The following is a 13449-nucleotide window of genomic DNA, read 5'->3' on the forward strand; positions in this document are numbered from 1 at the left end:
GGTATTCCTCATGGGCCGGTTGGCAGCGGGCCGGTCAGTCAGGCTCGAAACGGATGCGCATTCCGCCACGCACGGCATCCGCATCCGGCGGGCGCGGCAGCGAGGACAGGCGGTCCATGGTCTGGCGAACCGATTCGCAGAAGGCGGCCCCGCCCGAGCAGCTCTCGATATCGAAATTGATGATACGCCCGGTCTCGTTGACGCGCACGAGAACGATGGCACGATCCGAGGCATCCAGCCCCGACGGCTGGCGCCAGCGTCGCTGCACCACGGACTGCACCTGGGCACGCCATTCATTCAGATCCCGGTCCAGTTGGGCCTGACGCTCCGCGGCCTCGCGCCGGGCCTGCGCCTCGGCCATGCGCTCCTGTTCGCGCTCCATCGCCTCGCGCCGTCGCTGTTCTTCCAGTTCGCGCTCCTGCTCGGCGCGGCGCTCCGCCTCCTCCCGCGCGCGGCGTTCGGCCTCCTCGCGCGCCCGCCGGCGCTCTTCCTCCGCCTCCCGGCGGGCCTGCTCGGCCTCTTCCAGCGCCCGCTGGCGCGCGCGTTCCTCTTCCTCGCGGCGGCGCTGTTCCTCGGCCTGACGACGCTCTTCCTCGCGCCGGGCCTGTTCCTCGGCGCGGCGGCGTTCCTCTTCGGCGCGCAGCTGCTCGGCGATCTGCTCCTGTTCGGCGACCTCGCGCTCGTGCTCGATGCGGTCGAAGGTCTCGGCATCCACCGCGACCGCGTCGATCACCTCGATATCCTCCTGCACCGCAATCTCCACCGCCGCCCGGGTGGAGGTCGGCGACATCAGGCTCACGTTCAGCAGCAAGGCCGCGAACAGCACCCCGTGCAGGAGCAGGACGAGGAGCAGGCTGAGGGGGTGACGGCGCAGGAGCTCGAACACGGCGTGTGGCTCAGTCCTGGTTGTTACGTGGCGGTTCGGTTATCAGGCCGACACGACCGCCCCCTGCGCGCTGCAGGGCGACCATTGCATCAATCACCCGGCCGTAGTCCACGTTGCGGTCCCCGCGCACGAAGGTCTGGGTGCCGGGGTTCTCGGCGAGGAACTCGCGCACGATCTCGGTCATCTCCTGCGGCGCCAGGGGCTCGTTCACGTACGGGCCCTGGTTCAGGCTCATGGCCCCGGACGCATCCACGGTGACCACCAACGGCTCGGCTGCGGATGGGTCCTCGTCCATGGCCTCGGCATCGGCCTCCGGCAGATCGACCTCCACGCCCTGCTGCAGCATGGGTGCGGTGATCATGAAGATGATCAGCAGGACCAGCATCACGTCGATAAACGGCACGACGTTGATCTGCGACATGGGCCGCCGCAGGCGGCGGCTGTTACGACGCGACTCGGCCATGGCTCAGGCCGGCGCCCCGGCGGCGCCCTCGGCCGGCTTGCCCGCGCCCTGGCGGTTCAGCAGGGCCACGAACTCGTCGCTGAAGTTCTCCAGCCGGACCGCCACACGATCGACGTCCCCCGCAAAGCGGTTGTAGGCGATCACCGCCGGGATGGCCGCGAACAGCCCCAGCGCGGTGGCGATCAGTGCCTCGGCGATCCCCGGTGCAACCATCGCCAGCGTGGCCTGCTGCACCCCGGACAGCCCGAGAAAGGCGTGCATGATGCCCCACACCGTCCCGAACAGACCGATGTACGGGCTGGTGGAACCGACCGTGGCCAGGAACTGCAGGTAGCGTTCCATCTCGTCGGTCTCGCGCGCGATGGCCACCCGCATCGCGCGGTGGGCGGGCTCGCCCGGCGTCATGCCGTGCTGCCGAGCACGCAGGAACTCCTTGAAGCCGGAGGAGAACACATGCTCCATGCCGGACATCTCGGCCTTGCGGCGCACCCCCTCGTACAGGTGCGAGAGGTCCGCACCCGACCAGAAACGCTCCTCGAACTCGTCACTGGCGCGCTGCGCCGCGTTCAGCGAGCGTGCCTTGATGATGATCACCAGCCAGGAGAGCACCGAGGCGATCACCAGGATCACCATGACCAGCTGCACGATCAGACTGGCGTCCATGATCAGCTGGTACATCGAAAAGTCGACTGTCACTTGTCCATCTCCCGTTATGCCTCTGTTCCTTCCGCCGCACGCATCGCGCGCGCCACTTCACTGGGGATCGCCACCGGCGCCTGCCGGGCCACGTCGACGCAGGCAATGGCGACCTCGCCGGTGGCCAGCGCCGTCGCCTCGCGCTGCACCACCTGCTCGAACTCGATGCTGGCGCGGCGCATGCGCTGTACCCGACAGGTGACCGTCAGGGCCTCGTTGAAGTGCGCGGGGCGCTGCATCTCCACAGCCAGACGCCGCACGGCGAACACAATTCCATATTCGGCCCGCAGCCGATCCTGCTCGAAGCCCAGGGCGCGCAGCCATTCGGTCCGCGCGCGCTCCATGAACTTCAGGTAATTCGCGTGGTAGACCACGCCGCCGGCATCGGTATCCTCGTAATACACCCGCACCGGCCATTCGAACGTCGCGGTCATGGCTGGCGCGAATCCTCCGCCGCGGGCATCAGCAGGTCGCCCTCGTCCATCCGGGTCAGGCCGAACATCGCCAGCGTGCGCCGGGTCGCCTGGCGCCCGCGCGGGGTGCGCTGCAGGTAGCCCTGCTGGATCAGGAAGGGCTCGACCACATCCTCCAGCGTGCCGCGCTCCTCGTTCATCGCCGTGGCCAGGCTCTCGACCCCGACCGGGCCGCCGTCGAATTTCTCCACCAGCACCTCTAGCAGGCGGCGGTCCTGGGCATCCAGCCCCGAGGCGTCGATCGCCAGCAGGTCCAGCGCCTGCGCCGCTACCTCGTGGGTCACCACGCCATCGGCCCGTACCTGGGCGAAATCCCGCACCCGCCGTAGCAGGCGATTGGCCAGCCGCGGCGTCCCGCGCCCGCGGCGCGCGATCTCCGCCGCGCCCTCGGCCTCGATCCCCACGCCCAGCAGCCCGGCCGCGCGATCCACAATATGCGCGAGGTCGGTGACAGTGTAATGATCGAGGCGCTGCACGATACCGAACCGGTCACGTAACGGGGCCGAGAGCAGCCCGGCGCGGGTGGTCGCGCCCACCAGCGTGAACGGCGGCAGGTCCACCTTGATCGAACGCGCCGCCGGGCCCTCGCCGATCACGATGTCCAGCTGGCCATCCTCCAGCGCCGGATACAGGATCTCCTCCACCACCGTCGGCAGGCGGTGGATCTCGTCGACGAACAGGACATCGCGCGGCTCCAGCGCGGTCAGGATGGCGGCGAGATCGCCGGCGCGTTCCAGCACCGGACCGGAGGTCTGGCGCAGGCCCACGCCCAGCTCGTTGGCCACGATGTGCGCGAGGGTGGTCTTGCCCAGCCCGGGCGGCCCGGCGACCAGGGTGTGGTCCAGGGCCTCGTCGCGCCGGCGGGCGGCCTCGATGAACAGCCCCAGCTGCTCGACCACGCGGGGCTGGCCGGTGTAGTCCGCGAGCCGCTTCGGGCGCAGGCTGACCTCCGCCCGATCTTCCTCGGACCGACTCTGCATATCCACCAGACGTGATTCCATAGCCCCGCAGTATGCATGGCCGCCGGTGCCGTTTACAGGGCCAACCGGCGGGTTCAGGGATTCACGCGCGCGCGGGCGCCGCGACCCGCTCCGGCCTCAGGCTGCGGGCAGGTCGCGGGCGTGGACCAGGAACACCCCGTGCCCGCCGGCCTCGAACTCCAGCCAGATCAACGGCAGGTCCGGGAAGGCCGCCTCCACCGCGGCCTGGCTGTTGCCGACCTCGACGAGCAACACGCCGTCTTCCGTCAGGTGCCCGCGGGCGCCGGCCAGGATGCGCCGCACGATATCCAGGCCGTCGCCACCGGCGGCCAGCCCCAGCGCGGGTTCGTGACGGTATTCGTCCGGCAGGGCCGCCATGTCCTCGGCATCGACGTACGGCGGGTTGGACACAATCAGTTCATAGCGATCCCCGGGCTCCAGCCCGTCGAACACGTCGGACTGCACGGCGCGCACCTGATCGCCCACCTGGTGGCGCTCGATATTGATTGCCGCCACCGCCAGCGCATCCGTCGAGACATCCGCCAGGTCCACTCGCGCCTGCGGCAGCGCCAGCGCCAGCGCGATCCCGATGCACCCGCCGCCGGTGCACAGGTCCAGCGCGCGGGTCACGGCATCGGGGTTGACCCAGGGCTCGAAGCCCGCGGCAATCAGTTCCGCCAGCGGCGAGCGCGGCACCAGAACCCGCTCGTCGACATAGAATGACAACCCGGCGAACCAGGCCTCGCGGGTCAGATAGGCGGCTGGCTTGCGGGTCGCGACGCGCTCGCGCAGCACCGCCACCACGCGCGTGCGCTCGGCCTCGCTCAGGCGCGAATCCCACCACGACTCGGGCAGATCCAGCGGCAGATGCAGGGTGTGCAGCACCAGCCAGGCGGCCTCGTCGAAGGCGTTGTCGGTGCCATGCCCGAAACTCAGGCCGGCCGCGCGAAACTGGCTGGCGCCGAAGCGAATGAAGTCGCGCAGGGTGCGCAATCCGGTGGTCGAATCCATTCCGGTCTTTCCGTTGCGTGCGAGGGCGGTCATCATACCGCCTCGGCCTCAACGCCACCCACCCCATCGGACACCGCATGAGCAAGATCGACCCCTGGCTGGCGCGCTTGTCGCACCTGCTGCCCCAGCACGCCCTTTCGCGCGTCGTGCACCGACTGGCGCGCATCGAGTCGCCGCACCTGCAACCGCTGCTGCGCGCCTTCGTACGCCGCTTCGGCCTGAACCTGGACGAGGCCGCCGAGCCGGATCTGGCCGCCTACCCCAGCTTCAACGCCCTGTTCACCCGGGCCCTGCGCGACGACGCGCGACCACTGGAGGGAGACGCAAATACATTGGTCAGCCCGGCCGATTCCCGGGTCAGCGCCGCCGGGCGCATCGAGGCTGGCCAGATCTTCCAGGCCAAGGGGCATCACTACACGGTCCGGGAGCTGCTGGGCGGGGAGGACGAGCTGGCGGAGGCCTTCCGCCATGGGCACTTCGTGACCCTGTACCTGTCACCGCGCCATTACCACCGGCTGCATATGCCGCTGGCCGGCACCCTGACCCACATGATTCACGTACCCGGCCGGCTGTTCTCGGTGGCCCCACGTATCGTGCGCCACGTGCCGCGGCTGTATGCCCGCAACGAACGGGTCATCGCCTGCTTCGACACCCCGGTGGGGCCGATGGCCATGGCCCTGATCGGCGCCCAGAACGTCGGTTCCATCGAGACCGTCTGGGCCGGGGAGGTCACCCCGCCGCGCGGGCGCGAAATCAGCGTGAGCGAATACCCCGACCGGGCCATCACGCTGGAGCGCGGCGCGGAGATGGGGCGCTTCAACCTGGGCTCGTCGGTCGTGCTGCTGCTGCCGGAACACCCGCTGAAGCTTGCGGACCACCTGACGCCCGAGACCGAGGTCCAGGTCCGCTCCGCACTCGGCCAGTTCTACTGACTTGACTCACCACGAAGCCCACAAAGGGATGCAAGGGCGTTTCACAGGAAGATAGGAAGTTCGGAAGGTTTTCGGGCTGGACGCCCGGGTTACCCGGGGGTGATCGGTTCACACCATCTTCCGGGTTATTCCCGCCGCCGTGTAACTGCAACTTCCCGTCTTCCCCTCTTCCTGTAAAAGCCCTTGAACTGGCTTTCGGGACGGGCGGGGAATTCAGGCGTGGGCGCGGGTCCCGGCGGGCGGGTTGAAGTAGGCGGCCTTCCAGCTTTCGTAGTCGGCGACCAGCTGTTCGACGTCGGCGGCATCGAACGGGCGCAGGCCGCTCAGCACCAGGTGCTTGCTGCCGTCGGCGACCACGGACTGGCCGATGACCAGCTCGTAGTCCAGGCGGATCTCGCCGCGCTTGCCGTTGACCGTCATCACCGCGTCCTTCAGGCGTGGCTCCGGCAGCCCGGCGCTCGCCGCCAGCGGCTCGGGCAGGCGAAAGCCCATGCGCTCGTACATCACCAGCGGCCGCTTCGGGTTCACCATCACGCCATGCTCCTCCATCAGCGGCACCAGCACGTGCGGGAAGTTTTGCCCGGAAAAGCCGACATAGCTGCGGATCAGGGACTCGATGGCATTGGGCTCGTCAATCACCGGCCCGGAGCGCTCCACCTCGATCACGCTCTTGCCACCCTCGTCGGTAATGGCAAAGGCCTCGCCCGGGTTGGCCGGGAAGACCAGTGGCACGTTGCCACCCACCATGCCGGTAAAGCGGAAGTGCATGTTCGCGCTGGCGCCGTAGGTATCCAGCACCAGTGCGAACAACAGGTCACCCGGCACGCAAAAGCGCCGGTTGTCGGCGTCATGGATCGGATTGAAGTCACCGGCGAGCGTCTTGGCAAAGTCGCTGCCCTGCTCCGGGGTCACGACCAGCTGCCCGTCGCGATGGCGGTAGAAGTCCTCAAGGAAGCTTTTTTCGGTCACGCGGTCTCCCCGAAATCATCGTTCAATGTGCAACTTGGTTCTTCCGCCACTATAGCCCGAAATGCCCCTCGATGGCCTGGATGAAGGCGTCACCATAGCGTTCCAGCTTGTGCTGCCCCACCCCTGAGATCCCGGCCATCTCGTCGCGCGTCCGGGGGGCCGCGGCCACCATCTCCAGCAACGTGGCATCGCTGAAGATCACGTAAGGCGGTACCCCCTGGTCGCGCGCGAGATCGGTGCGCAGCGTGCGCAGGGCCTCCCACAGGGCGCGATCCTCGCTGTCCATCGCCGCCACGCTGCGGGCCGTGTCGCGGCGGGCCGGACGCGCCGTGCGCGCCTCGCGCTCCGGGCGGGCCGCCTCCTCGCGCAGGTGGATCGTCTCCTCGCCCCGCAGCACCGGGCGGCAGGCCGGGTCCAGCTTCAGGCCGCCGTAGCCCTCCTCGTCCAGCCGCAACAACCCGCGTGCCAGAAGTTGTCGGACGACGCCCCGCCACTGCGCCTTGTCCAGTTCCTTGCCGATGCCAAAGGTGCTCAGACGGTCGTGTCCCAGGCGGCTCAGGCGCTCGCTTGCGGAGCCGCGCAGCACGTCGATCACGTGCCCCGCCCCGAAGCGCTCGCCAGTGCGATAGATACACGACAGGAGTTTCTGCACCGGCACGCTGGCATCCCACGTCGCCGGCGGCTCCAGGCAGTTGTCGCAGGCCCCGCAGGGCTCGGGCATGTGCTCGTCGAAGTAGCCCAGGAGCGCCTGGCGCCGGCAGCTGGTGATCTCGCAGAAGCCCAGCATGGCCTCCAGTTTTTGCTGTTCGACTCGCTGACGTTCGGCCCCGGCCTGCGAGCCCTCCAGCATCTGGCGCAGGGTCACGACATCCTGCAGCCCGAAGACCATCCAGGCATTGGCCGGCAGGCCGTCGCGGCCGGCGCGACCGGTCTCCTGATAGTAGCCCTCCAGACTCTTCGGCAGGTTCAGATGGGCGACGAAACGCACGTTCGGCTTGTCGATGCCCATGCCGAAGGCGATGGTGGCGACCATCACCACGCCCTCCTCGCGCAGGAAGCGGGTCTGGTTCGCCGCGCGCGTGGCCGCCGACAGCCCGGCGTGATAAGGGAGCGCGGTGACGCCCTGCTCCGCCAGCCACTCGGCCACCGCCTCGACCTTCTTGCGCGACAGGCAATAGACGATTCCCGCCTCGCCCGCGTGTTCCTCGCGGATAAAGCGCAGCAGGCGATCGCGCGCGGAACCGCCACGCCCCCCGTCCGCCTGGGCGATGCGGTAGCGGATATTGGGCCGGTCGAAGGAACTGACGAAGGCGCGCGCCTGCTCGAGGCACAACCGCTCGCGAATCTCCTGGCGGGTCGGGCCGTCGGCGGTGGCGGTCAGCGCGAGGCGCGGCACCTGCGGGAAGCGCTCGGCCAGCACCGCCAGCTGGCTGTACTCCGGACGAAAGTCATGCCCCCATTGCGAGACGCAGTGGGCCTCGTCGATGGCGAACAGGGCCAGATCAATGCCTTCCAGCCGCTCCAGCATGCCCGGGGCGAACAGCCGTTCCGGCGACATGTACAGCAGGTCCAGTTCACCGGCGTGCAGGGCCGCCAGCACGGAGCGCGCCTCGTCCGCCTTCTGGCCGGAGTCCAGGCTGGCCGCGGCCACGCCGTTCTGGCGCAGGGCGGCCACCTGATCCTGCATCAGCGCGATCAGCGGCGAGATCACGATGCCGCAGCCGCGCCGCGCCAGCCCGGGGATTTGATAACAGAGTGACTTGCCGCCGCCGGTAGGCATCAGCACCACGGCGTCACCGCCCGCGGTCACATGCTCGACGATGGCCTGTTGCTGACCGCGAAATTCCGTGTAGCCGAAGGTCTCGCGCAGGATCTCCAGTGGCGCCGCCGCCGGAGCGCTTCCCTGCGCTTCTCCAGCTGCAAGACCCGAGGGTTCCAATGGACGTACTCCAGACGGGAAGACAAGCCACGAAGACTGCCGAATGCCCGCCACCGCTGCAAGCCACCAGCGCCACAACCGCCCCGCGCCGGCCGCAATCCCTCCCGGTGCGCAGTCGCCCGCCGTGACCCGCCGCGATAAACTCCCCACCTGAATACCAAAATCCAGGACGCCCGATGCCGACAACCGCCCGCCTCCTGCCCGCCGCCTTGCTGGCCCTGTTCGCGTTGACCGCCTGTTCCGACGCCCCGGAACCGGACACCGCCGCCGAGCCGCCTGCGCAGGCATCCAGCGAAGACTCGAGCGCGGCCTCCGGCTCCACCGCGCAGCTCGACTACAGCCTGCCGCCAGAGGACTTCGCCGCCGACCCCGAGGCCGGGCGCTCGCTGTTCCGCGCCAACTGCATGCAGTGCCACGGCGAGGACGCCCGCGGCACCGACCAGGGCCCGCCCCTGATCCACCGCATCTACGAGCCTTCGCACCACCCGGACATCACCTTCCATCGCGCCGTGGCCCTGGGCGTGCACGCGCACCACTGGGACTTTGGCGACATGCCGCCGGTGGCCGGCGTCACCGGCGAGGAGACCGCCCACATCATCGCCTGGATCCGCCAGGAGCAGCGCGCCGTCGGCATCGACTGAACTCAACCCGTACATGACAGATCCACGCACGGAGGCGATCCGCGGCACGGTCCACGCCTACCTGGACGCCTGGCTGCGCCAGCGCGATCTCGCGGCCCTGCTGCGCCTTCACACCCCCGCGGTCAGCGGCTTTGGCACTGGTGCCGACGAGGCCGCCTTCACTCCGGAAGAGGTCGAACGCATCGCCGGGCGCGACATCGAACAGGTACCGGAGCCCTTCGACTTCGCGATCCACCGCGAGGACATCCGACTGCTGACGGATGACGTGGCGCTGGTCATGCTGATCTTCGACATGATGCTGGACACCCGTGGGCAGCGGGTCCGACTGAACGGCCTGCGCGCCAGCCTGGTGCTGCACGCGACCGCCGACGGCTGGCGCCTAACGCACCTGCATGGCTCCTTCCCCGCGAGCGTCCATGGAGACGACGAGCCCTACCCGGTGAAAGAGCTGGAGGAGCGCGCACAGGTGCTGGAACGCCTGGTACGGGAACGCACGCACTCCCTGGAGGCCGCCCAGCAACACCTGGAACACCTCGCCACCACCGACCCGCTGACCGGATTGAACAACCGCATGAAGGCCAGTCAGGCCCTGGCCGAAGAGATCCTGAGGGCCGAGCGTCACGCGAGCCCGCTCAGCGTGATCCTGCTGGACCTTGATCACTTCAAGCCGATTAACGATACCCTGGGACATGGCCGCGGCGACGCGGTACTGACCGCGGTCGGGCGGCTGATCACGGGCCGTATCCGCGCCACCGATCGGGCCGCGCGCTGGGGTGGCGAGGAGTTCCTCATTCTCTGTCCGCAAGACGACATCGCCGCCACAGCCCGGCTGGCCGAGGACCTGCGCCAGTGCCTGGAGATCCACGACTTCCAGACCGGACAGCCACTGACCGCCAGCTTCGGCGTGGCCCAGCTGGAGCCCGGCGAGAGCGCGGAATCCCTGGTGGACCGGGCCGACCGCGCCCTGTACGCAGCCAAGCACGCCGGGCGCAACCGGGTCCAGAGCGCGTGAAATAAATCCGGCGCCTGGGCGTCCCGTCCATGAACCACAGGAAAGCATTCACTCCTAACCGGCAAACGGAGCATTGCCATGTGCACAAAAAGCCTGACCCTCGCCGCCCTGCTGGGCCTTCTGGCCCTGCCCGCCCAGGCAGACCCGGTCGACATCCTGGAGGCTCAGCTGCATGCCAGCGGGCCGGACCAGTGGCGGGTCGCCGTCACCGTGGAGCACCCCGACACCGGCTGGGATCACTATGCCGATGCCTGGCGTGTGCTCGATGCCGACGGCAACGTCCTCGGTGAACGCATCCTGCACCACCCGCATGTAAACGAGCAGCCGTTTACCCGCAGCCTGCGCCGGCTGTCGATCCCCGATGGCGCGCGCTTCCTGCAAATCGAGGCCCGCTGCTCGCAGGACGGCTGGAGTCACCAGCGCCTGCGGATCGACCTCGAACAGGACCGGGGCGAGGGCTACCGCATTCACCGCTGACCTTCCGCGAACGCCGGGGAGGAGCCGCTACTGAACGCGCGCCCATGTGCGAATTCCGCCGCGCCTCTCTAAAGTAAGCGACCTACCCAGCCCCGGACTCCCCCATGCGCGGTCATTCCAGCGTGCACGATGCGCCCGACGAGGCGATCAACTGGCGCATCGTTCGCTCCCTGTTCCCCTATCTCGCGGAATTCCGCGGGCGACTGTTCCTCGCCCTCGGGCTGATGGGTCTGGCCAAGCTGGCGACCGTGCTGGTCCCGCTGGCACTGAAATACATCGTCGACCACTTCGAGGATTCCGGCACCGACGCGCTGGTCACGGTCCCGGTGGCGCTGGTCGTCGCCTACGGCCTGCTGCGCTTTGGCGGCACCCTGTTCGGCGAGCTGCGTGACGCGGTCTTCGTGCGGGTGGCCGAGCGCGCCATGCGGCGGGCGGCCCTGCGCGTGTTCGAACATCTGCATCGACTGGAGCTGAGCTTTCATCTGGCACGCGAGACCGGCGGGCTGGCGCGGGACATCGAGCGCGGAACCAGCGGTATCAGCTTCCTGCTGCGCTTCATGGTGTTCAACATCCTGCCGACGATCATCGAGATCGCGATGGTGGCGGTCATCCTGCTGGTGGCGGTGGGCCCGGTATTCACCCTGACGGTGATCATCGCGGTGGCGGCCTACATCGCCTGGTCAGTGTGGATTACCGAGTGGCGCACCCGCTTCGTGCGCGAGGCCAACCAGCGCGACAACGAGTCCAACACCCGCGCGATCGATAGCCTGCTGAACTACGAGACAGTGAAGTACTTCGGCAACGAGGGCTTCGAGGCCCGGCGCTACGACGAGGGCCTGGCCACCTGGGAGCAGGCGCGCACCAAGAACGTGCTGTCGCTGGTGCTGCTGAACTCCGGTCAGGCCCTGATCATCGCCGGGGCGATCACCGTGATGATGCTGCTGGCCGCCAGCCGCGTCGCCTCGGGTCAGATGTCGCTGGGCGACCTGGTGATGGTCAACGCCTACATGATCCAGCTGTTCATGCCACTGAACTTCCTCGGTTTCGTCTACCGCGAGATCCGCCAGTCGCTGGCGAACATCGAACGCCTGTTCGGGCTGCTGGAAAAACCGGTTCAGGTCGAGGACCGGCCGGACGCACCGGACCTCGAGGTCACGGGCGGACATGTACGCTTCGAACAGGTCGCGTTCCACTACCAGCCGGAACGACCGATCCTCGAGGACGTGTCGCTCGAGATCCCCGCCGGGCACAAGCTCGCGGTGGTCGGCCCCAGCGGGGCCGGGAAGTCCACGCTCGCACGCCTGCTGTTCCGGTTCTTCGACGTGACCGACGGGCGCATCACTATCGACGGCCAGGATATCCGCGAGGTGACCCAGCAAAGCCTGCGCCGTGCGATCGGCGTGGTCCCGCAGGATACCGTGCTGTTCAACGCGAGCATTCGCTACAACATCGCCTATGGGGATCCGGAGGCCTCCGAGGAGGCGATCCGGCGCGCGGTCCATCTGGCGCACCTGGACGATTTCATCCAGCGCCTGCCCGACGGCCTGGATACGGTCGTCGGCGAACGCGGCCTCAAGGTCTCCGGCGGCGAGAAGCAACGCATCGCCATCGCCCGCATGCTGCTGAAGGACCCGCCGATCCTGGTCTTCGACGAGGCCACCTCGTCCCTGGACTCGGGCTCGGAGAAGGCCATCCTGCAGGCGCTGAACGAGGTCTCGGCCCGGCGCACCACGCTGGTCATCGCGCATCGCCTGTCGACCGTGAAGGACGCCGAGCAGATCGTCGTGTTGGACCAGGGCCGCGTGGTCGAACGCGGCACCCACCGCGAACTCCTCGCCAGGAACGGCGCCTACGCCCGCCTGTGGCAACACCAGCAGGAACACGAACCAACCACCTCTAGCTCGAACCCGACCGCCAGCGGCTGACGTCATTCACCACGAAACGCACGAGAAAGGGCCAGGTCAACAGCGATTCACAGGAAGATGGGAAGGCTGGAAGAAACAATTATTGGATAAAAGGGCTCGGGGACGCCCCGGTGGTTTGGATCATTTTGCGCATGGCCCGCGATTAGCTCGAGCGCCAGCTGTTCTTCCAATCTTCCCGTCTTCCTGTCCGCTTTTGGCTATTGACCTGGGCCCTCTGCGCGCGCCACGGGGAACAAATCAGTCAGGGTCGACGCGGCCGCGCAGGGCCTTCTTGCGGCCGCGCTGGGTCTTGCCCTCCAGGCGGCGCAGCTTGGAGGCCCGCGTCGGGCGCGTCGGCTTGCGCGTCTTGATCGGGCGCCCAGCCTCGCGCAGGAGCTCCGCCAGACGCTCCAGCGCATCCTCGCGGTTGGCCTCCTGGGTGCGGTACTGCTGTGCTTTGAGGACGATCACGCCATCCTTGGTGATGCGCTGGTCCCGGCGGCGCAGCAGGCGCTCCTTGTAGACGTCGGGCAGGCTGGAGGCGCGGATGTCGAAGCGCAGATGAATGGCCGAGGCCACCTTGTTCACGTTCTGCCCGCCCGCCCCCTGGGCACGGATCGGGGTCAGCTCAATCTCGTGCTCGGGGACACTCACGCTGTTGGAGATGCGCAGCATCGCTCGATCAGCGGAACTCGCCATCGTGGATACGGCCATCCGCGTCCAGCTCGGCGAAGAAGCGGCTGTTATCCGTGCGGTATTCCTGGGTCACGATATCGCCCGGGAGGACCAGCATCACGTCGGGGTAGACACGCTTGAACTCCTCGGGCGTCGGCCGGCTCTCGAGGAAATGCAGGAACGGGTTCATCTGCTCCACCGTACCCGGGCGCGGCTCGGGCCCGTCGGCCTGGGTTTCAGCCTTGTACGCCGAACAGGCACCAACGCCCAGCGCCAGCACTACAACCACAAGGGCCGGGGTCCATCGGAAATTCAACTCCATGCAAACCTCCTGCGCACGCAAGATGCAACGTCATTGCGAGGCGCCGAAGGCGCCGCGGCAACCTCCAGA

At 68.1% G+C, this 13449-nt stretch carries 15 protein-coding genes; 5 read left to right on the top strand and 10 right to left on the bottom strand.

Going from position 1 to position 13449, the window contains the following annotated elements; translation table 11 throughout:
* Positions 1–34: 34 nt before the first annotated feature.
* From F572_RS0102945 to prmB, 6 genes are all read right to left on the bottom strand, one after another.
* Positions 35–886, bottom strand: a complete 852-nt coding sequence (locus F572_RS0102945; protein ID WP_017940848.1) for a TonB family protein — start codon at positions 884–886, stop codon at positions 35–37.
* 10 nt (positions 887–896) lie between these two features.
* Entirely contained in the window at positions 897–1349 is a 453-nt protein-coding gene (tolR, locus tag F572_RS0102950) for a protein TolR (protein WP_017940849.1), read from the bottom strand.
* A 3-nt stretch (positions 1350–1352) separates the two neighbouring features.
* Positions 1353–2027, bottom strand: coding sequence for a protein TolQ (gene tolQ, locus F572_RS0102955; protein WP_017940850.1), 675 nt, complete (start codon positions 2025–2027; stop codon positions 1353–1355).
* 32 nt (positions 2028–2059) lie between these two features.
* A complete protein-coding gene (gene ybgC, locus F572_RS0102960) occupies positions 2060–2479 on the bottom strand; it encodes a tol-pal system-associated acyl-CoA thioesterase (RefSeq protein ID WP_017940851.1) in 420 nt (139 codons plus the stop codon).
* Positions 2476–3519, bottom strand: coding sequence for a Holliday junction branch migration DNA helicase RuvB (ruvB, locus tag F572_RS0102965; protein ID WP_017940852.1), 1044 nt, complete (start codon positions 3517–3519; stop codon positions 2476–2478). Before ruvB ends, ybgC begins: the two co-directional genes overlap by 4 nt.
* A 96-nt stretch (positions 3520–3615) precedes the next feature.
* A complete protein-coding gene (gene prmB / locus F572_RS0102970; RefSeq protein WP_017940853.1) occupies positions 3616–4509 on the bottom strand; it encodes a 50S ribosomal protein L3 N(5)-glutamine methyltransferase in 894 nt (297 codons plus the stop codon).
* A gap of 77 nt (positions 4510–4586) precedes the next feature.
* On the opposite strand from prmB, the gene asd reads away from it, so the two are divergent.
* On the top strand, positions 4587–5441 hold the full coding sequence (gene asd / locus F572_RS0102975) for an archaetidylserine decarboxylase (protein ID WP_017940854.1): 855 nt from the start codon (positions 4587–4589) through the stop codon (positions 5439–5441).
* 213 nt (positions 5442–5654) lie between these two features.
* Here asd and F572_RS0102980 read toward each other — a convergent pair whose 3' ends face one another.
* Entirely contained in the window at positions 5655–6410 is a 756-nt protein-coding gene (locus tag F572_RS0102980; RefSeq protein ID WP_017940855.1) for a DUF3581 family protein, read from the bottom strand.
* Positions 6411–6459: 49 nt separating this feature from the next.
* The gene (recQ, locus tag F572_RS0102985; RefSeq protein WP_017940856.1) at positions 6460–8349 is read right to left on the bottom strand and encodes a DNA helicase RecQ; all 1890 of its coding nucleotides are present in this window, start codon (positions 8347–8349) and stop codon (positions 6460–6462) included.
* A 176-nt stretch (positions 8350–8525) separates the two neighbouring features.
* Here recQ and F572_RS0102990 point away from each other — a divergent pair, with 176 nt between their 5' ends.
* The 4 genes from F572_RS0102990 (at position 8526) to F572_RS0103005 (ending at position 12404) form a co-directional block, all read left to right on the top strand.
* A complete protein-coding gene (locus F572_RS0102990) occupies positions 8526–8990 on the top strand; it encodes a c-type cytochrome (protein ID WP_017940857.1) in 465 nt (154 codons plus the stop codon).
* Positions 8991–9003: 13 nt separating this feature from the next.
* Positions 9004–10002 (top strand): diguanylate cyclase, encoded by a 999-nt coding sequence (locus F572_RS0102995; protein ID WP_017940858.1) that lies wholly within the window; start codon positions 9004–9006, stop codon positions 10000–10002.
* 78 nt (positions 10003–10080) lie between these two features.
* Entirely contained in the window at positions 10081–10479 is a 399-nt protein-coding gene (locus F572_RS0103000; protein ID WP_017940859.1) for a hypothetical protein, read from the top strand.
* A gap of 104 nt (positions 10480–10583) precedes the next feature.
* Positions 10584–12404, top strand: coding sequence for an ABC transporter ATP-binding protein/permease (locus tag F572_RS0103005; RefSeq protein ID WP_017940860.1), 1821 nt, complete (start codon positions 10584–10586; stop codon positions 12402–12404).
* A gap of 237 nt (positions 12405–12641) precedes the next feature.
* On the opposite strand, the gene arfB is transcribed toward F572_RS0103005, so the two are convergent.
* The gene (gene arfB / locus F572_RS0103010; protein ID WP_017940861.1) at positions 12642–13058 is read right to left on the bottom strand and encodes an alternative ribosome rescue aminoacyl-tRNA hydrolase ArfB; all 417 of its coding nucleotides are present in this window, start codon (positions 13056–13058) and stop codon (positions 12642–12644) included.
* Between the two features lie 7 nt (positions 13059–13065).
* Positions 13066–13380: a hypothetical protein gene (locus F572_RS0103015; protein WP_017940862.1), complete on the bottom strand. Its 315-nt coding sequence runs from the start codon at positions 13378–13380 to the stop codon at positions 13066–13068.
* Positions 13381–13449: the final 69 nt, after the last annotated feature.

Origin of the sequence: Thioalkalivibrio sp. ALE14, from assembly GCF_000376845.1 — a bacterium.
In the GTDB taxonomy this organism is placed as follows: domain Bacteria; phylum Pseudomonadota; class Gammaproteobacteria; order Ectothiorhodospirales; family Ectothiorhodospiraceae; genus Thioalkalivibrio.

Bases quoted from the DNA above. Each gene is read 5' to 3' on its own strand.
- tolR (WP_017940849.1), bottom strand. From the start codon at position 1,349: ATGGCCGAGTCGCGTCGTAACAGCCGCCGCCTGCGGCGGCCCATGTCG.
- tolQ (WP_017940850.1), bottom strand. From the start codon at position 2,027: ATGTACCAGCTGATCATGGACGCCAGTCTGATCGTGCAGCTGGTCATG.
- ybgC (WP_017940851.1), bottom strand. From the start codon at position 2,479: ATGACCGCGACGTTCGAATGGCCGGTGCGGGTGTATTACGAGGATACC.
- ruvB (WP_017940852.1), bottom strand. From the start codon at position 3,519: ATGGAATCACGTCTGGTGGATATGCAGAGTCGGTCCGAGGAAGATCGG.
- prmB (WP_017940853.1), bottom strand. From the start codon at position 4,509: ATGGATTCGACCACCGGATTGCGCACCCTGCGCGACTTCATTCGCTTC.
- asd (WP_017940854.1), top strand. From the start codon at position 4,587: ATGAGCAAGATCGACCCCTGGCTGGCGCGCTTGTCGCACCTGCTGCCC.
- F572_RS0102990 (WP_017940857.1), top strand. From the start codon at position 8,526: ATGCCGACAACCGCCCGCCTCCTGCCCGCCGCCTTGCTGGCCCTGTTC.
- F572_RS0102995 (WP_017940858.1), top strand. From the start codon at position 9,004: ATGACAGATCCACGCACGGAGGCGATCCGCGGCACGGTCCACGCCTAC.
- F572_RS0103000 (WP_017940859.1), top strand. From the start codon at position 10,081: ATGTGCACAAAAAGCCTGACCCTCGCCGCCCTGCTGGGCCTTCTGGCC.
- F572_RS0103005 (WP_017940860.1), top strand. From the start codon at position 10,584: ATGCGCGGTCATTCCAGCGTGCACGATGCGCCCGACGAGGCGATCAAC.
- arfB (WP_017940861.1), bottom strand. From the start codon at position 13,058: ATGCTGCGCATCTCCAACAGCGTGAGTGTCCCCGAGCACGAGATTGAG.
- F572_RS0103015 (WP_017940862.1), bottom strand. From the start codon at position 13,380: ATGGAGTTGAATTTCCGATGGACCCCGGCCCTTGTGGTTGTAGTGCTG.